This is a genomic window from Paenibacillus sp. FSL R7-0297 (assembly GCF_038009025.1).
Lineage (GTDB): Bacteria > Bacillota > Bacilli > Paenibacillales > Paenibacillaceae > Paenibacillus_AQ.
The window spans coordinates 2,606,143-2,624,540 of sequence record NZ_JBBPAQ010000001.1 but is presented as its reverse complement, the minus strand read 5'-3'; the positions used below and the strand labels follow the sequence as shown (position 1 = coordinate 2,624,540).

At 38.0% G+C, this 18,398-nt stretch carries 18 protein-coding genes; all 18 read right to left on the bottom strand.

Annotated features, from left to right (window positions below; all coding sequences use genetic code 11):
* Window positions 1-13 precede the first annotated feature (13 nt).
* The gene (gene murJ, locus MKZ24_RS11610; RefSeq protein WP_340783104.1) at window positions 14-1,528 is read right to left on the bottom strand and encodes a murein biosynthesis integral membrane protein MurJ; all 1,515 of its coding nucleotides are present in this window, start codon (window positions 1,526-1,528) and stop codon (window positions 14-16) included.
* Between the two features lie 51 nt (window positions 1,529-1,579).
* Window positions 1,580-2,230, bottom strand: a complete 651-nt coding sequence (locus tag MKZ24_RS11605; protein WP_340783102.1) for a xenobiotic acyltransferase family protein — start codon at window positions 2,228-2,230, stop codon at window positions 1,580-1,582.
* Between the two features lie 34 nt (window positions 2,231-2,264).
* A complete protein-coding gene (locus tag MKZ24_RS11600; RefSeq protein WP_340783101.1) occupies window positions 2,265-2,984 on the bottom strand; it encodes a glycosyltransferase family 32 protein in 720 nt (239 codons plus the stop codon).
* Window positions 2,985-3,045: 61 nt separating this feature from the next.
* Window positions 3,046-3,888 (bottom strand): glycosyltransferase family 2 protein, encoded by an 843-nt coding sequence (locus MKZ24_RS11595; RefSeq protein ID WP_340783098.1) that lies wholly within the window; start codon window positions 3,886-3,888, stop codon window positions 3,046-3,048.
* A gap of 4 nt (window positions 3,889-3,892) precedes the next feature.
* The gene (locus MKZ24_RS11590) at window positions 3,893-4,942 is read right to left on the bottom strand and encodes a hypothetical protein (RefSeq protein ID WP_445324163.1); all 1,050 of its coding nucleotides are present in this window, start codon (window positions 4,940-4,942) and stop codon (window positions 3,893-3,895) included.
* 397 nt (window positions 4,943-5,339) lie between these two features.
* Window positions 5,340-6,470, bottom strand: a complete 1,131-nt coding sequence (locus MKZ24_RS11585; RefSeq protein ID WP_340783096.1) for a glycosyltransferase family 4 protein — start codon at window positions 6,468-6,470, stop codon at window positions 5,340-5,342.
* Window positions 6,471-6,522: 52 nt separating this feature from the next.
* Window positions 6,523-7,665: a DegT/DnrJ/EryC1/StrS family aminotransferase gene (locus tag MKZ24_RS11580; protein WP_340783094.1), complete on the bottom strand. Its 1,143-nt coding sequence runs from the start codon at window positions 7,663-7,665 to the stop codon at window positions 6,523-6,525.
* Entirely contained in the window at window positions 7,665-8,303 is a 639-nt protein-coding gene (locus MKZ24_RS11575; RefSeq protein WP_340783092.1) for an acetyltransferase, read from the bottom strand. Before MKZ24_RS11575 ends, MKZ24_RS11580 begins: the two co-directional genes overlap by 1 nt.
* Window positions 8,304-8,326: 23 nt before the next feature.
* Window positions 8,327-8,947, bottom strand: coding sequence for a sugar transferase (locus MKZ24_RS11570; RefSeq protein WP_340783090.1), 621 nt, complete (start codon window positions 8,945-8,947; stop codon window positions 8,327-8,329).
* A 41-nt stretch (window positions 8,948-8,988) separates the two neighbouring features.
* A complete protein-coding gene (locus MKZ24_RS11565) occupies window positions 8,989-9,987 on the bottom strand; it encodes a copper amine oxidase N-terminal domain-containing protein (RefSeq protein ID WP_340783088.1) in 999 nt (332 codons plus the stop codon).
* Window positions 9,988-9,989: 2 nt separating this feature from the next.
* Window positions 9,990-10,697: a hypothetical protein gene (locus tag MKZ24_RS11560; protein ID WP_340783086.1), complete on the bottom strand. Its 708-nt coding sequence runs from the start codon at window positions 10,695-10,697 to the stop codon at window positions 9,990-9,992.
* A gap of 22 nt (window positions 10,698-10,719) precedes the next feature.
* Window positions 10,720-12,552, bottom strand: coding sequence for a polysaccharide biosynthesis protein (locus MKZ24_RS11555; protein ID WP_340783084.1), 1,833 nt, complete (start codon window positions 12,550-12,552; stop codon window positions 10,720-10,722).
* A gap of 41 nt (window positions 12,553-12,593) precedes the next feature.
* Window positions 12,594-13,280 (bottom strand): CpsD/CapB family tyrosine-protein kinase, encoded by a 687-nt coding sequence (locus MKZ24_RS11550; protein WP_042139654.1) that lies wholly within the window; start codon window positions 13,278-13,280, stop codon window positions 12,594-12,596.
* A complete protein-coding gene (locus MKZ24_RS11545; RefSeq protein ID WP_081956666.1) occupies window positions 13,261-14,037 on the bottom strand; it encodes a YveK family protein in 777 nt (258 codons plus the stop codon). Before MKZ24_RS11545 ends, MKZ24_RS11550 begins: the two co-directional genes overlap by 20 nt.
* A gap of 100 nt (window positions 14,038-14,137) precedes the next feature.
* The gene (locus tag MKZ24_RS11540; RefSeq protein WP_340783079.1) at window positions 14,138-16,138 is read right to left on the bottom strand and encodes an S-layer homology domain-containing protein; all 2,001 of its coding nucleotides are present in this window, start codon (window positions 16,136-16,138) and stop codon (window positions 14,138-14,140) included.
* 86 nt (window positions 16,139-16,224) lie between these two features.
* Window positions 16,225-17,007, bottom strand: coding sequence for a tyrosine-protein phosphatase (locus MKZ24_RS11535; RefSeq protein WP_340783076.1), 783 nt, complete (start codon window positions 17,005-17,007; stop codon window positions 16,225-16,227).
* Between the two features lie 100 nt (window positions 17,008-17,107).
* Window positions 17,108-17,695, bottom strand: a complete 588-nt coding sequence (locus MKZ24_RS11530) for a hypothetical protein (protein ID WP_042238991.1) — start codon at window positions 17,693-17,695, stop codon at window positions 17,108-17,110.
* 28 nt (window positions 17,696-17,723) lie between these two features.
* Window positions 17,724-18,389, bottom strand: coding sequence for a ribosome biogenesis GTP-binding protein YihA/YsxC (gene yihA / locus MKZ24_RS11525; protein ID WP_340783072.1), 666 nt, complete (start codon window positions 18,387-18,389; stop codon window positions 17,724-17,726).
* Window positions 18,390-18,398 lie beyond the last annotated feature (9 nt).

Genomic DNA, 18,398 nt, shown 5'->3' with positions numbered 1-18,398 from the left:
ACTTTCACACCTTTCAAATATTGAATTTAGATTTCCAATCTTTAACTAAATTCGTTACAATATCAATTTTCAATATATATATTAAAAATGAATAGATTAAAACTCCAGAAAGAATTGATATAACCAAGGATATGTTTGAACTAAACCTAGACGAAAAATATAAAAATAGTTGTTGCGATCCTAGTGCCATTATTACAGATGAAATAAGCACTTTCGTAAAATCACCCATTATTTTCTTAAAACTAAAATCACCAACTTTTATAGTCAGACTTATAAATAACAAAATTGTAGTAAAAATTGCTGAGATGCTGGTTGCTAATGCCAATCCACCAATGCCTAAAAATTTTGAAAGTATAATATTTAAAATAATATTTAAAACTAATCCAATAGCTGCGTTTAACATAGGTGTCTTAGTATCTTGCATTGAATAGAAGACCCTAGATAAAACTTCTCTCAATCCAAATCCAATCATACCAATAGAAAAATATATTAATACTTCTGAAGTCATTTCAATTGCTAAGCTATTAAAAGCTCCCCTGCCGAATAATAAGGTGATTATTTGTTTAGAAAAAATTAAAATCCCCATTGTTATTGGCAATATTATTATTATTATTATATTTATTGTCTCTATGGCTGATTTTTTCAATTCCTCAAAATTTTTCTCAGCCGCTAATTTTGAAATTTTAGGATATAGCATTGTAACTACTGACATTACAAAAATAGTGTTAACTGATAAATTGATTTTGTTTGCATAATTAAGAGCAGAGATCCCGCCTGCAACTAAATTCGATGCTATCATTTGATCTACTAGGGAATTTATCTGATTTACCGAAACCCCTAGTATGACAGGTAAAGATAAATTCAACATTTTTTTAAAATATTCATCATCTTTATTTAGTATGAGTTCATATCTGAACCCTTGCTTCTTTGCAAAGTAAAGTAAAAATAAGAATTGAACTGCAACTGAAGCAATACTACCCAATGAAAGAAGCATAATATTGAACTTATGCCCTAAAAATATAAAAAGTATTCCAATTATATTAAAAGGCAATCCCATTGCAACCGTAATAATAAACTTATTTTTCATTTGTAAATAGCCATTTAAAATATATATTAACCCAGAGAAATAAATTCCAAATACACTAATCCTAGTAAAAGAAACAGCTAACCTCAGCGTCTCCCCTTTAAAACCAGAGGCAAATAGCTTTACACTTTCTTCAGCAAACACCAGACCTATTATAGCGATAAAACTACATGCTATTAACAAAAAGTTTATAGTATTATTCATAAATTTATCTGCTGAAATTTGATTTTTTTCACTCAATGCACTACTATATACAGGTATAAATATAGTACTCAGCCCTACACCTATAAAAGTAAAAATGATACCTGGAATAGTTAAAGATATTAAATAGGCATCACTTACACCTGTAGTTCCATAAAAATATGAAAGAACAATATCTCGTAAAAAACCAAGTGCATTTGAAACTACTGTTATTAATATAATAAATATTGCAGTTTTTCTCATATTATACCTACCTACCATTAAATCATCAGTATTCACACTAAATAAAAGCTTTTAATTTATATTAGAGTACCAATTATCTCTATTGAGAAAAGAATGCTTATATTCTTTTAGTTTCTCCTTATCCATATCCCACCATTTAAGATTCATTAAAGTATCAACTTTTTCTTGATTAAATCTCATTTTTATATATTTACTAGGAACACCAGCAACTACACTAAAAGGTATAACATCTTTAGTAACTACTGAACCTGCTCCTACGATAGACCCATCCCCTATTTTTACACCCTGCATAATGACAACATTGCTTCCTATCCAACAATCATTTCCGATCATTGTTTTTGACTGAAATTCTTCATAAAAACGCGGCACATTAAAAATATTATTATTTCCGTATGTAAACGGAGAAGTGCTAATGTAATCACTAGGGTGAATCGGAACTCCTATTTGACAATTACACCCGATAGAACTAAATTTCCCAATTTCAACGTATCCTAAAACGGTATTCGCATTAATATAGCTGTAATCAGATATTTTACAATTATCATGAATAACAGTGTTATTCATAATAATAACCGATTCTCCTAAGTATACATTTTTTGCTATCCTAAAAGAATGAATCTCACAATTGCGAAATTTTATTTTCAGTTTAGTTAAATGAATATATTCTTTCAAAAAATCTGGAATTAAAATATTATAAAGCATACTTTATATCACCTTCTTACTAAGAATCTTTCACTCATTTGTTTAATAATACTTTTTTGAATTTCTCATACATTCTTGCTCCAATAATTCCTCTTATTTTCAATTTTACTTTTTCTTTTGTCGGTAACCATGATCCTGCGAAATGATGAATTGCATATGTGTTTTCAGTTACACATAATCTATTAGTTACATAATCTTTAGCACAAAAATATTCTATTGGATAAACTGCCAATCCACTTGTTAAAATTTGAAAATCATTCCCTCTTTTAAATCCCATTTTTTTAGATATATTCGTTATTGCTAATACGTTAGCGGTCATATCAAAAGTTCCATCACTCTTGATGAATTTTTTATCTTTGTACACATCAAAATTTTCTTTTACCCAGTTATCCCCTGGTTTCGCTGCAATTAGACCTGTAAGGAGCTCATCAACAGTTTGAAAACCTGTAAATGCTTCATGTTCTAAGAATCTATCTAATGGTTTTATAATTTCAACATCCGTATCCATATATATACCGCCTTCATTTAACAAAGCATAAAGTCTTACGTAATCTGCAACAAAGGCGTATTTTTTTGCAGTGTACGCTTCTTTTACATATATATTGGATTGAATATCAAAATTGTCCTCACTCCACATTTTTATTTCGTAATCTGGTAAATTTTCTTTCCAACTCTTAATGCATTTTTCAGTTAACTCAGGCATCTCTCCTCTCCCAAACCAACAATAATGCACCACTTTTGGTATATTGTCCATCCTAATCAATACCCCTTTTCAATTCACATGATAGTTTAATATTTAGTTATTAACAAAGTAATTAAATATCGTTATTTTTAGAAATGTTGTTAAGGATTCTCAAATTCTCACTTGATTTATTAATATGATGTTTTCTTAATATTCCTTTAGGTAAGAACATAATTAGTAACGGCTTAAAAGCACCAACTCTTTTTAAATATGGAATATTTAATCTCTTACATGCTTCAAGCCTAGCTTTAGTCTCAGTAAGTCTGAATATTCTTTTTTTTCGATTATATGAATTCCTATCTTCCCTAAAGTAAATTAGTGGTTCTTGTATATTACGAAGAATATACTCTTTTTCAAATAATTTTATCCAAAGATCATAATCTTCCAATCGTTTTCTTGTTAATTCATTATCTGAATATCCCCCTACATCATTCAACACACTTCTTTTGACTATAACTGTAGGATGAATAAAAGGAGCTTTTTGTATCATACAGTATTTATTCTGCAACTCTGTAGGCTGTCTTAATCCCCATACTCCAGATTCATCAAAAATAAATGCTCCCGATCCACAAGCATCACATTTATATCGATTCATATAAGAAACTTGTTTTTCAATTCTATCCCTTACCATTAAATCATCTGAATCATGTCTCATTATGAAATCACCTGTTGCCCACTTAAGGCAATCATTAAGAGACTTAGCTAATCCATAATTATTTTCATGAACAATTAATTTAATTTTATTCTCTTTATCAGAGTATTTTTTAGCTATTTTAATAGTTTTATCAATCGAACCATCATCACACATAATTAGTTCCCAATTGTCATATGATTGATTAATAATTGAATCTATGGTATCTGTCAACGTTTTCTCACAATTATATATCCCCATAATTATTGAAACTTTTTTCAGCACTAGGTTAACTCCCTTTTATAATATCTCTTTTATTCAAGACTATTAATGTTAGTACAACCGGTAGATAAATAACAATTATATTATAAAATGTATAACCAGACAGCAACAATGAAATTAACGGAATGCAAGAACTAAGATATTTATATTTCACAACCATAAGATCCAGTTTTCGTAATATATATCCAGTAATTACACTAAAAATAATTCCTCCTAAATACCCTGCATTTATAAAGCCTTCGCTAAGTCCACTTAAAGTGATGCCCCAATTAATATCTGAGAGGGAAGCTACGCCCCATTCATAAAACACGTTATTTCCCATAAAATAAACGAACCATGTTTCTGTGGAATAACCTTTCGAATCTATTAAACTTCTAGGTATAAAAGTAAGTAGGGTATATAAATATCCTGAGAAGGATTCATTCATTATATTATTTGAAACGAATTGAGAATGCTGCACACTCATCCAATAAGTCCAGTTCCTATCCAGGTCTCCAGTAAATACTCCTTTTATAGCATCCCCAATGTTCAATCCCAAACTATTTGTAGTTACTTTAAAAAAAATCGCATAAACAGAAGACAACACTATAAGTCCAATAAAACTAAATATGAGAATAGATATTTTTCTCTTTTTATAAAAATAATAAAGCAGAGGCAACAATATAATTAATATAATATCAGTTCTTTGTCCTCTAAAAAATGCTACAACAAATGCCATCAGGGAAAATGTTACTGAACTGCATTTGGTACTAATCGCTCTATCACCATTGATTAATCTTATCCAATAATAAGTGGAAACTCCTAATGGGAACATAAGAATAATAGCAAATGGTCCAAGTGTAGATAATTGAATTCTTAAAATCATATTATTAGTAATATTCGACAATCCGACTTTTAAAATATTTGTAATTGCAAAATAAAATGAAAAAAAAGAAAATATATATACAATAAAAATAATACTTTTATTCATAATATTGTTATAACGAATTACGTAGTTTTTTTCTTTTCGTAAATCAAATTTATAAACAAGAAATATAATAAGATCTGACAAAATCATTATTACAAATCCAAGAAGTTCTACGTTCTTAGCTTGATTGTTTAATCTAAACTCTAAGTCCAGTAATTTTATCATTGTATATGGAAATAAAATAAACAATGCCTGGCCCAATAAATACCAATGAAAATTATTCAGCATTTTTTTTGATTGAATAACTTTATAAAAGTAAATAATACACAAAACAATACAGCATATATATAAATATAGGATAATCCATACCCCCAGTAATACAATTCAAATTTTAATCTATATAGATTGTAATCAAGAATCTAGCTTGCCGCATGAACGAAATCTTTACCCCTCACTGTGATTCCCTATTGGTTAGCCATCCTTCTTAAGTTCTGCTTATATGGTATTTCGCTAATTTATACTAAAATAAATTACCTTATTACTTGACCTAATTTTTCAATAAAGACTGATAAATTAAATTCATCTCTAATATTACGTTGTTTAAAGAATATTTTTGTATATCAATTAGATTATTTCGGGAAAATTCTTTTCTTATCTTATTAGATTCCATCAATTCAATTACTGCCTCTGCAAATCTATTAGCATCATCTACACCTATAATAAATCCATTTATGTTATTTTTCACAAGATCACGTTGTCCTCTACAATCGGTAACAATAAGTGGGAGTCCAGTTGCCATAGCCTCCATAATATTTACTGGTAAACCTTCTCTTTTAGATGAAGCTACTACTACATCGGAAATTTTTAACAACTGGGAAATATCATTTCTATATCCTAAAAGTTCGATATTTTCACATAATCCCAATTTACTGATTTTTTCTTCATATTTCCCTTTCAATGGCCCTTCACCAGCAAGCATTAATCTTATATTGGGATATTTATCCTTTAATAAATACATTGTATTAATTAGAAGCTCTTGATTTTTATTATCATTTAATTCGGCTGCATAAAATAAAATAAAATCATTGTTCCCATACTTAAATTCCTCACGCAATTTGCGCTTTTCCTCAGAATTAGCAATGGAATATTTATTTAAATCTAGGCCTACACCAGATGTTTTATATACAGCATTCGTTCTTCTTAATTTTAATTTCTGCACAATAGAATAATCTTCTTCATTAATTGTAATAATTCCATCAGTCCATTTACTAGCCAAAAATTCAATAGTATAGTATATTATCCAATTCTTAATTGGAGCTCCTTTATAAAAATGAAACCCATGTGCAGTATATAATACCTTCACCTCTTTGTTATTTCTACATGCAAATCTAGTTAAAAAAGAAGCAACTGGAGTATGCAAGTGAATCATTTCATATTTACCTTTTAAAACTATATTTTTAATCATACACAATGCAGTATAATTATCCCTTTTAATTGGAGATCGATGAAAAGGAATATTATGAACTTTACAACCAAGATCTATTAAATTAGAGTCGACATTTTTCTTTATATTACAAGCTATATCCACTTCATGACCTTGTGCAATCAACATCTTAATGTGTGGCACTAAAAAAGCATTAATCGTATTAGATATTGTTGTTACATACAATATTTTCATATATTTTCCCCTTACATTTTACATAAACAAGTTAAAATTATGGTGTATTATATTAGTTTAAGGGAGAGAGCATCTCTTGAATTGTTTTAACAATTAAGTTTTGTTGTGATTCATTCATTGAAGATCCTGAAGGTAAACACAAGCCATATCTAAATAAGCGATCTCCAACTGCCTCCATATCGAAATGACTAAAAAATGGATACTCACTAAATAGTTCTTGCATATGCATTGGTTTCCACAAAGGCCGCGACTCAATATTTTCCGTTTCTAAATCTTCAATAATATCTTCAGGGGTGTATTTTACCCCTTCATCAATAATAAATACTGATAACCAAAAATTAGGGGTACCACATGCATTAATAGGCATTGAAACTAACGGCAATGTACTTAATTGAATTTTATATTGTTCAAAAATATATTTTCTATTATCAATAAATTTATTTAAATTTTGTAGCTGAGCCCTTCCGATTCCAGCACAAATATTTGACATCCGATAATTGTAGCCCACTTCTTTATGTTCATAATGCTTAGCTATTTCTCTAGATTGTGTAGCCCAAAAACGCATTTTCTTAATTGCAGCCTCATCATTTGAGACAACCATCCCTCCACCAGAGGTAGTAATGATCTTGTTTCCATTAAATGAAAAAATACTAATATCACCAAATGTGCCACACTTTTTCCCTTTATAGGATGCACCTAAAGCTTCTGCAGCATCCTCAATGACTGGAACACCGTATTTTTTGCAAATAGGGAGAAGTTGATCATAGTCGGCACTTTGTCCATAAAGATCAACAATAATAACAGCTTTAGGTAGCTTATGCTCTTTTAAAGCCCACTCAAATGCTTTTTCAAGAGCAACCGGAGACATATTCCAAGTTTCTGGTTCCGAGTCAATAAATACTGGATTCGCATACTGATATAAGATGGGGTTACAGCTACCAGCAAAAGTTAAATCAGAACAAAACACGTAGTCTCCTGGACCAACGCCGTAGTACTTCAAAGCCAAATGTATCCCAGCTGTACCTGAAGATATTGCTAATGCATGATCTACTCCAACATACTCACAAATTTCCTCTTCGAACTTGTCTACATTTGGTCCTAATGGTGCTATCCAATTCGTATCAAATGCTTCTTGTATATATTTCATTTCATTCCCACTCATATGAGGAGGGGATAAATAAATCCGTTCTTGCATTATTGTTCATCTCCAAAGTACTTTTTTATTTTCGAGGGAACCCCCGCAACCATTACATTATCTGGTATATCCTTTATTATTACGGCACCTGCAGCGACTATGACATTCCTACCAATGGAAATATTATTGATAACCTTCGAACCTACGCCTAGCCAAGTGTAATCCTTTATTATCACAGAACCACTAATATTAACTCCTGGAGAAATATGAATTCCGTCTCCTAATACACAATCATGGTCAATTGTGCTGGATGTATTAAGTATGTTTCCTTTACCAATAGATGAATTAGCATTTACTATTACACCAGCTTGAGCTACACTACCTTTGCCTAAGCTACTGAAACTACTAATAACACTATATGGATGAATAATTGTCGCTACACTACAGCCTTCTTCTTCCAACCTCTCTAACCAGTACATCCGCAATTTATTATTACCTATAGCAACGAACACAGCTGAATATTCTTTAAGATGACTTTTATAGCTTTCAAAATCACCTAAAACCCGGAAGCCTTGTACATTAAGCAGGTTAATATTATTATCTAAAAATGCTACATCGCTCCATTTCCCAGTAGCGATTGCTGTATCTGCCACTACTTTTCCATGACCACCAGCACCAAATATCAATAGTCTTGACAATATAGCACCTTCTATTTATAGATTCATTTACTTTCCATTTGATTACCATTAAAAACAGGCATTGTAGCATTTTGCGAATTGTTTATACCATCTCTAATGAGAACATTTTTAATTGTTTTGAAAATTATCTTCAGATCCATACTTAAACATATATTATCTACATACCAAACATCATATTCAAACTTCTCCTCCCAGCTAATCGTATTCCTACCATTAACTTGAGCCCATCCAGAAATGCCAGGTGTAACCTCATGCCTGCGGGCCTGTTCAGGAGTATAAACTGTGAGATATTGAACTAATAAAGGACGCGGACCAATAAAACTCATTTCTCCTCTTAGCACATTTACTAACTGAGGTAACTCGTCAATACTACTTTTTCTTAAAAAAGATCCTATCCGTGTCATTCTCTCTATGTCAGGTAATAAATCACCATGCAAATCTCTTTCTAATGACATCGTTCTAAACTTTAGCACCGTAAAAATATTGGCATGTTTTCCGGGACGCTTTTGACTAAAGAGAATAGGACCATTAGAACTGACTTTAATAGCTATTGCCGCTATTAGCATAATAGGAGAAGTAATGATGAGTAGTATGCAAGCAAACAAACAATCGAGTATTCTTTTTACAATTAAATACGGCTTCATTTTACCCTCAACCTCTTCTATGTAAGAATAAGAGGCGGAGATTAGTCCGCCATACCTGCAACTGCCTGTAAGCCATTCTGAAGCTCTGACTCAAAAACACTTCTATATTGAGCAATTATATCTGTACTGTATCCATTTGCTTTGAGTTGTACTTCGGCATCTGCAACGATACTATTAAAACTTGCTGTGAAGGATGCCAATTGCTGCTTCCCTTTTGCAATAATGTTCTGCTTACTAGCATCGTCCTGAGCAGCAAGATATTCCATAGCGGTACCAAATAACGTTGACTCACTTTGCGATTTCAGGGTATTAAGTCTGGCTTCTGTTGCACTGGTTATAGATTCATAAGAAACTTTCTCAGGTTTTTCTTTTGAAGTATCCGTCTGTGATGGCGTGGAAGTAGCTGAAGGTACTGTTTCTTTATTACCTTCTCCAATTTGTGCTTGATATGCCTTAGAGGTAGCCGTAATGACTTTTGCCTTCTGATCCCACTTAATCGAATTCCCTGCCGACTCTGAAAGGAATCGAAGTGGCACATATAGAGTTCCATTTATTATATAACTGGACTGGCTGTTAGGAATTGTTTTGGCAGCTCCATTAAAAACATAGCTAGCCTTCACCTCAGATAATGTAACACTCTTGGATGTATCCAAAGTTCTTTGGATATTCGCTGCATTCATTAAATACTCTTTAATTATGACTAACTCCGTACTGTTTGGTTCGTTTACTGAGACCTTAAGATTATTAGCATCCCATGTTACGCTCTTTTGAAGAGCGTAAGACATGAATCTTACGGGTACATAGGTTGTATTCTTATGGATAAATACTAATTGTCCTGACGGCGGAACCATACCTACACCATCAAATATCATCTTAACATCCATATTTCGAACTTTAATTAAGTCAGTTTTCACAGATGGAGTTGTTACTGCCGCTACTGATGCAGCTGAGGCAGATAAAGGCGCTGATGCTGTTAATGGAGCGGCCCCTATTAATAAAAGCAACAGCAAAACTGTTGCCGGGATTTTAATTTTGTTCATTGCTATTCACTTCCTTCTTCCACAGCTTTTTCTTCTGCTATAACCTGTTCTTGTGTCTTTCCTTCACTCACTCCGTACTTCTTTGCAATTGACGAAAGTTCATTATATTGATCCGCCGAGACATTATCAAGAATGATCTTGCGTGCTTCGCGTTTCTCTTCAATGGTTAATCCACCAGAGGCCAATTCCTGTAATCGTTTGATATCCGATACACTTAATTGACCCATTACAATCGAAGCAACATCCGCTTTTTCTTTCACAGTAACATTTTCTTGAATCTGCTTAGCTTTATCAGTTGAGACCTGCGCAGAGTATCCTCCGGTTTCTGTCACTTTCTCAGAAGATGGAGTACTAGCAGGTTGAGTAGTTGAAGCGGGAGTAGCCGTTTTCACACTCCCCCCTGAAGTATTAGGAGAACTTATAGGCATATTCTCCTCATTTGTAACCGATGATGCTGAGGGTACAATCTTTTCAATATCATTCTTCCCAATAGTAGCTGTATTTGCCGGTTCAGTAGTAGGTTCCACAATAGGTTCAATAACTACACTCTCGCTATCGGAAGTGTTATCCTGTTCTAAATCCAATCCACCAGCCATTGAGGTCATTAATTTATCAACCGCATAGTTTGCAGCGAACAATCCACCAATCACTATTACTAAAACTACGGACAGAGACCACACTAGCACTTTCTTCCATCTCTTGTTGAACATCGTTATCCTCCGTTAATGTTAGTTAACTAATGGCGGCTTGGGCAACCGGCTGCATTGGAACAATCTGATTAATTACCTCACGAATTGCACTTGGCTCTTCAGTAAGAACTCGTTCCAATCGCTTGAATTCCAGTTCTAATTGATTCTGACTTATAACGTTAGGTCTGCCAATGAATATACGATCATGCTGAGTGGAGCCAAGATTCTCTTCGTCCGTCAGTAGCTCCTCGTACAGTTTCTCACCTTCACGAATACCTGAGAAAGTAATATCGATATCTGTATAAGGCTCATAACCGGATAAAGTAATCAAATCTTCTGCTAGATTCAATATTTTTACCGGTTCACCCATATCCAGTACAAATACTTCGCCACCCTTGGCAAAAGAACCCGATTGAATCACCAGTTGAACTGCTTCCGGTATCGTCATGAAATAACGGACCATCTCGGGATGTGTAACGGTTACTGGACCTCCGGCTGCGATCTGCTTCTTAAAAGCTGGAATTACACTGCCGCGACTACCGAGCACGTTACCGAATCGCACTGCTGAGAACTTCGTATGGCTTGATGCATTTAAACTCTGCACGTACATCTCAGCAATTCGTTTCGTTGCTCCCATAACACTGGTTGGGTTAACCGCCTTATCCGAAGATATCATTACAAAGCGTTCTGTTCCATACTTATCAGCACAGTCCGCTACATTACGTGTACCGAAGACATTATTCTTGATCGCCTCAGAAGGATTGCGCTCCATCAGAGGAACGTGCTTATGTGCTGCCGCATGAAAGACAACCTGCGGTTTGTAACTCTGAAAAACATCCATCAATCTAGTACGATCCTGAACATCAGCAATAATTGTAACAATGTTCAGATAAGGAAAGCTCTTGCGTAGTTCCATCTCTATGGTATAGATGCTATTCTCTCCATGTCCAAGGATTAACAGCTTATCAGGTGCAAAGGGAGAAATCTGACGGCATAGCTCTGAACCGATTGAACCGCCTGCTCCAGTAACTAACACAGTCTTATTATGAACATATCCAAGGATACTGTTCATATCAGCTACTATCGGCTCACGGCCTAGTAAATCTTCCACACTAACATCACGAAGCTTCTTAACAGAAATCTTCCCAGCGATTAGATCATTCAAGGCAGGAATAATCTTCAGCTTAGCGCCGGTTGTCTTAGCTAAGTTGATTATCTCCGATATTTCAGTTCTGGAGACTGAAGGCATCGCAATAATAATCTCATGAATATTCTTCTCTTTCACCAGACGAGGCAAATCATATCTGTTCCCTAACACAGGCAGTCCCAAGATAGACATATGATGTTTATTCGGGCTGTCATCGATGAAGCCTACTAACTTCGTATGCGCAAATGAAGGTCCCATCATTTCCTTGGCAATCAACATTCCGCAATCCCCAGCTCCAACAATTAATGCATGTGTCTCTGTATCTTTATCATTCATTCGTTCCTTCCGAAGAAATCTCCAGAGAAAACGAATACCGCCAACAAGAACCAGAGTTGTCTCCATAACCCGGACTTCAACTCCAAACGGTACCCGTGCCGGTAGAATTATCAAAGATATACCATAAGCAATGATAGCCCCGAAGACAATAGCTTTAAGTATGGATACTATTTCTCCAATACTGGCATATTGCCACATCCGGCGATACAGCCCAAAATAGATCAAGGTCCCCCCGATAGCAACCGTCGAAATTGATCCAAATTGCAGCATTTGAACAACATACTCATGAGGAATACCATCGAAGAAGCGAAACATGTAGGAAGTGACTACACTGAACCAAATAATCGCAATATCGATCATAAATAACATTAACACTCTAGTTTTCGCTGTCATTTTTAGTGCCTCCAAAAATAACAATTTTCTCTATGAACAAGTCAATTACCATAATAGTAATAGTAGTAGCCTTCACTGGCTTTACGCTTAACATTGTTCAGAACTACGCCTAGCATTCTTGCCCCTACCCGGTCCAGACCTGCCTTTGCCTTAGCGGCAATATCCCGTTTAACCTTGCCATAACTAACGACCATAATAACTCCATCGCTCTTAGAGGCCACAATCTGTGCATCTGTAACTGCTAGTAGTGGCGGTGTATCAATCAGAATAACATCGAACAGCTGGCGCAGCTCCTGCAGAACAGCACTCATGCGGTTGGAAGCCATCATCTCGGCCGGATTTGGAGGTATTGGCCCAGACGTCATTAGGGAAAGATTATTTACACCGGATTCTTGAATGACTTCAGACAAATCCGCCTGCTGGGATAGTAATGAAGATAAGCCATAACGGTTACTAAGAGAAAAGGTCTTGTGTGCGGTAGGCTTACGCAAGTCACCGTCAATGAGCAGCACCTTCTTATCCGCTTGAGCATAGGCAGCGGCAAGGTTAGCTGTCACTGTAGACTTTCCTTCCTCTGGTCCGGAGGAAGTGACCATAATAATCTGTATCCGTTCATCTACCGAAGAGAAATCAATATTCGTGCGCAGTGCCCGAAAGGCTTCAGATACAGGTGAGCGCGGGTTCGTCACTGTAATCAGATGGCGTTGTTTATTTGGCTGCTGTGACATGTTCGAGTTCCCCCGCCTTTCTGGTCTGCGTCTGTACTTGCTGTTCTGTGGTCTTCGTTTCTTCTTGTCCAAGCCGTGTAATCATTGCGATCGTTGGCAGTCCAAGGTATTTCTTAATGTCATCTTCGGTCTTCAGCGTATCATCTAAGTATTCCAGCAAGAAGGCAATTCCCAGACCGATCATCAAGGATACAATGAAGGCAATCGCGAGGTTCATCACCACGTTCGGTTCTACCGGTCCTGGAGCAACCGGGGGATTAAGCTTAGCTTCATTGAGGATGGACACATTCTGCACATTGAACAGGGAAGGAATCTCCTGCTTGAACACAAGTGATATGGCATTCACGATTTCTGCGGCTCTCTGGTATGAATTATCTCGAACGACAAGTGTCATCACCTGCGTATTATTTACGGAACTCACGTTAACTTTCTTCAGCATCTCCTCTGCAGTAATAGCGAATTGCGGATAGTCCTTGGCCACAACATCGAGGATTGCCGGTGTCTTAATAATTTCCTTGTACGTATTAATAAGCTGAATATTCGTATTAATCTGGTTAAGATCCAGCTGCCCTACTGTAGATTGAGTAGGTGTCTGATTAACAATAATCTTCGTTGAAGCCTCATACACCGGATTCTTGATGTATAAGCTGTAGACCCCTGCAAGAACACATGCCACGATAACAATACTAACAATCATCCACAGTCTCTTCCTGACAATCTGGAAATAATCGCGCAGATCCAATTCTTGTGCTGACAAGTGAATTTCCCTCCAAGCTGTTTCTGTAATATTTCGTCCCACTTAAAAAAGCGCCCCCTCTCTAATAGACGAGAGGAGGCTCTCCACACTTACTATTTACTTACTTGAAGTTGATTGTACGGTAGATAATAACTGCTGCTTCTGCACGTGTAGCAGTGTTGTTAGGATTGAACTTACCGGCGTTACCGATAACTAGGTTGTTGCTGGCAGCGAAGGCAACTCCGTCTCTCAGCGATGCACTGATCTTAGCAGCATCAGAGAATTTGCTAAGTGCACTTGCGCTTGTAGTTGCAGCAGGGTTAACCGACTTAATCGCACGGGAGATCATAGTCGCCATTTCTGCACGGGTAATCGTTGCATTAGGATCGAACTTAGCCGCGCTGCGTCCGGTAATGATCCCCTTCTCAGCAGCTACAGCTACGTATGGAGCATACCAGGAAGTGGAGCTCACATCGCCGAAGCTCTGCTTAGCGGAGTTGTTCTCCAGGTTCAGTGCACGAATCAGCATCTTGGCGAATTCAGCACGGGTCACATTGCTCTTCGGAGCAAAGTTTCCGTTACCGACACCTTCGATTGCGCCCTTGGCAGCTACAACGGCAATTTGTCTTCCAGCCCAAGCCTGTACACTTGCAATGTCTTTGAAGCTTACTTTGTTCTCAACTACTGCGTAGGAAGAGAAAGTGTCGCGTGGTTCTACGATATAGTCACCGTCTACAACACCGCCCTGGAACTGCAGCGCGCCGTATACAACCTTAGCCACGGAGAGCAATTCTTTGTCAAGGCCAGTTGCATTCTTCAGTGGCAGCTTAATAGTGATTGGCTGCTGGAAGGTTGTTGTTGCAACGCCGCCTACCGTCAGATCAAATTCATATACGCTGGATGCCAGCTTCAGGCTGGAAATCGAAGTCACTGTAGAATCAGCAATTGTGGATGCTGTAAGTGTAATAGCTTCACTGAATTGACCTACTGGAATCGTTACGGTCAAGCCGTTGAAAGTAATTGCGATATTAGCAATACCTTTAGCCTTGGCAGCTTCGATGATTGCTTTGGACAATGGAACTTCCACTGTTGCAGCATTCACTGTACCCAGGTTCAGGGTGAGTGTAAGACCTGTCTTACCGGCATTAGCAGCAACTAAGGCATCAAATGCCTTCAATACATCTGCATCAGCCAGCTTCAAAGTAGCTTTATCTCCAACAATAGTGACCAGCTTGGATACATCATACAGGCCTGGTGTCGCTGTAGGGTTGGTAACCGGAGTTGTTACTACAGTTCCACCGCCACCACTCCCGCCGCTTCCACCATCACTGCCACTGAAGCCGTAAGCTTTGATATAAGCAGTAGCAAGGGCTTTCACTGCAGGCTTCGCTGTTGGGAGTGTAGCATTCAGGTTCTTCAGACTGAGCTTCACATCAGCAGGAGTAATATTAAGATTGTATACTACTTGGCTAACTGTAAGGGCTCCTGCACCTGTTCTGTGGTTAAGCACAGTTGTAATAGCATCGTCCAGCAAAGCGTCCTGGCTTGTAGAATTAGCGATAATCTCCAGCAATTGGGCACTTGTCTTGCTGCTGACCAGTTTGCGGAGTTCTGCTTCCACACCATTGTCACCCAGCAGGAATTCAATCAGATCGTCAAATGTAAGCTCAGCCACGCCAGCTTTGGCTGCGATTCTGTTGAGCAGGTCCACATTGTCTACATCATAGCGGATAGCCTTGATCTCAGCAAAATCGTTAGCATATACATCATAAACTACACTGGATACGCTCTTGAATGCTTTATGGGCAGTTGCAACATCAGCTTCATTCAAAGCAAGCTTGTCCAGTACTGGCTTAAAGATATCTCCGAAAGTCGAAAGACTAATATTTCCTGCTTCTAATTCATAAGCCAGAAGCTTTTGCTTGTCTGCTGGAGTGAGTTGAGCATAAATCTTCTCCACTTTTGTCTTCGCGTCTGCGTGGGTAACCGCTGCCGCAGAAGCCGTTCCTACGATCCCCAGATGCTGGGCCAGGCCTTTACTGCTGAACGGGAATCCGGCAACGGATGCCGCCGCCATGCTTACTGCTAATGTAGATACTGCTAATTTTTTCTTCAAAGTCACTTGTCATCCACCTCTTTGTATGTAGTTTTATAAAATTTATAGCTTTAATCCAGTAATACCCATTCTACCATTAAAAACTAGGAAGGTCATCCCTTACGAGAAAAAAATCCGAACAATCTATGAAGTTTGCTGTTGGATTGAACAGGATTAACTCGAATGATCTCCTCATTAGCAACAATTCTACGCGCATTTTGTAGAAAAAAGTCGAATGTCTCATTTCCCAAATGTTTCTTCACGACTTCGTAAGCCTCGCTTAAACCAAACGGACGATTACTAGAATCATGCGCATCTGATGCAATCACATGTATAGTCCCCCGCCGGCACAAGTCTAGTGACAGCTTCTGCAGCTTACTTCCGAACGTTCCGGCAAGACTCTGCGCCGTCAGCTGTCCGAGTGCCCCCAATTCGGTTAGCCGCTCCAGCTTGGACGGATTCTCGGCGACCTCGGCATTACGCTCCGGATGGGCAATCACCGGTACATAACCTTGGATAATCAGCTCATGGCAGGTCTCTTCCATATTACGCGGCACCCGCGAAGAGGGCATCTCCAGCAGAATGTATCTGGAACCGGCAAGCGTCAGCAGTTGTCCCTTCTCGAGATCATCCAGCAGATCCCCGTAGATACGAATCTCCTGTCCGGGCAGTACCTGAAGCGGATTGCCAGTCTCCTGGAGCTTCATGTTCAGCAGCCGCACGGCTGCTTCAATATCCGGAGCCGGATTCATATAGACTCCGTTCGCATGATGTGGCGTAGCAACTACAGTTGTAATACCATCGTTATGGGCGTCTTGCGCCATGGCGAGAGCGGCGTCAACATCAGCGGCTCCGTCATCTATGAAGGGTAGAATGTGGCTATGGATATCTATCATATGTAGTTTATCGGTCCTTTCGTAAAGGATATGTATAGTTTTCGCAAAAAAATACAACCATTTCACTAGGAAATGATTGCTAATTTAATACTAGTTATCACTAAGCTTCTAACTGAAACAGCCGATAAGTTGCCCTCTTAAGCTGTTCATCTACTTCACGGATGTCCGCTACCTGCTGATAAGTATTGCGGAGATCCAGCAACCTATTAATCTTCCGGCGCTCCTGCTCTATCTCCTGCTCTACCGTCTGCAGCTTGTAAATAGACATCATCTCTACCAATGAATATTTATGCTGATAGATCAGCTTGGTGCCGCCGGGTCTCACTTCCGAGATCCGGCGCACCGAGCCACCCTCATAGTAATACATCATGGTTAATTCCTTATAAATCCGGTTCACGGTTCCCGTGCCCTTATACATGAAGAAGAGCTTACGGACCGCATTGATCAGATGAGGATTCACTACCCTGCAGGACAAGGAACCAATATAGATGCCGCCTTTGCGTTCAAAAGACAGATGTACCTCCTCGCCCCCGGCCTCTTCCAGTACAATCTCCTGTTCACCTGCGCCAAGGATCTTCACGCGGTGACTGATATAGCTGGTATCGGCGGTAAGCAAAAACTGGTTCAGCTGAAATTCGGTCATTTGCATTGTTGCATTCACATATTCCATAGCCAGACGCTGAGCCATAACCATCCCTCAATTCTATGACAAACCCTTAAGTCTCAGAAGAGTCTTCGTGCTGTGGTTCATCCCCGGAATCCTGATCGTCCGGTTCTGCCGGAGGTTCTTCTTCGGTAGGAAGAGTATGTCTATCGATAAGTTCCCATAGTTCGTCTTTGCCAAGTCCAATCTCTGAAGAATAGGCAATGAAGTTATCACCCGGCAGCACACCAAGCTCCTGCTTCATCACTTTGATATGCTTCGGCCAGCGGGTCTTCGGAATCTTATCCGCCTTGGTTGCCACTACACAGAGCGGCAGATCATAATGCTTCAGCCAGTCGAACATCATCTTGTCATTACCGGTTGGCGGATGACGAAGGTCTACAACGAGCAGGACCATCTTCAGCGTTTCACGCTCGGACATATATTTCTCAACCATTTTGCCCCAGGAGGCGCGCTGTGTCTTGGAGACCTTGGCGTAGCCGTAACCCGGAAAGTCGACGAAATACATACTTTCATTAATACGATAATAGTTCATATGCTGCGTCTTACCCGGTGTAGAACTGGTGCGGGCGAGATTCTTGCGGTTAATCATTCGGTTAATCAGAGAGGACTTCCCTACATTGGAGCGCCCTGCCAGAGCAATCTCCGGCAAGGTATCCTCAGGGTACTGATCAGGGCCCACGGCACTGATCACAAATTCGGCATTGTTAACTTTCATAGGACTTCC

Coding starts and splice junctions, on each gene's coding strand:
- murJ (WP_340783104.1), bottom strand. CDS start 1,528: ATGAGAAAAACTGCAATATTTATTATATTAATAACAGTAGTTTCAAAT.
- MKZ24_RS11605 (WP_340783102.1), bottom strand. CDS start 2,230: ATGCTTTATAATATTTTAATTCCAGATTTTTTGAAAGAATATATTCAT.
- MKZ24_RS11600 (WP_340783101.1), bottom strand. CDS start 2,984: ATGGACAATATACCAAAAGTGGTGCATTATTGTTGGTTTGGGAGAGGA.
- MKZ24_RS11590 (WP_445324163.1), bottom strand. CDS start 4,942: ATGATTTTGTCAGATCTTATTATATTTCTTGTTTATAAATTTGATTTA.
- MKZ24_RS11585 (WP_340783096.1), bottom strand. CDS start 6,470: ATGAAAATATTGTATGTAACAACAATATCTAATACGATTAATGCTTTT.
- MKZ24_RS11580 (WP_340783094.1), bottom strand. CDS start 7,665: ATGCAAGAACGGATTTATTTATCCCCTCCTCATATGAGTGGGAATGAA.
- MKZ24_RS11570 (WP_340783090.1), bottom strand. CDS start 8,947: ATGAAGCCGTATTTAATTGTAAAAAGAATACTCGATTGTTTGTTTGCT.
- MKZ24_RS11565 (WP_340783088.1), bottom strand. CDS start 9,987: ATGAACAAAATTAAAATCCCGGCAACAGTTTTGCTGTTGCTTTTATTA.
- MKZ24_RS11560 (WP_340783086.1), bottom strand. CDS start 10,697: ATGTTCAACAAGAGATGGAAGAAAGTGCTAGTGTGGTCTCTGTCCGTA.
- MKZ24_RS11555 (WP_340783084.1), bottom strand. CDS start 12,552: ATGACAGCGAAAACTAGAGTGTTAATGTTATTTATGATCGATATTGCG.
- MKZ24_RS11550 (WP_042139654.1), bottom strand. CDS start 13,280: ATGTCACAGCAGCCAAATAAACAACGCCATCTGATTACAGTGACGAAC.
- MKZ24_RS11535 (WP_340783076.1), bottom strand. CDS start 17,007: ATGATAGATATCCATAGCCACATTCTACCCTTCATAGATGACGGAGCC.
- MKZ24_RS11530 (WP_042238991.1), bottom strand. CDS start 17,695: ATGGCTCAGCGTCTGGCTATGGAATATGTGAATGCAACAATGCAAATG.
- yihA (WP_340783072.1), bottom strand. CDS start 18,389: ATGAAAGTTAACAATGCCGAATTTGTGATCAGTGCCGTGGGCCCTGAT.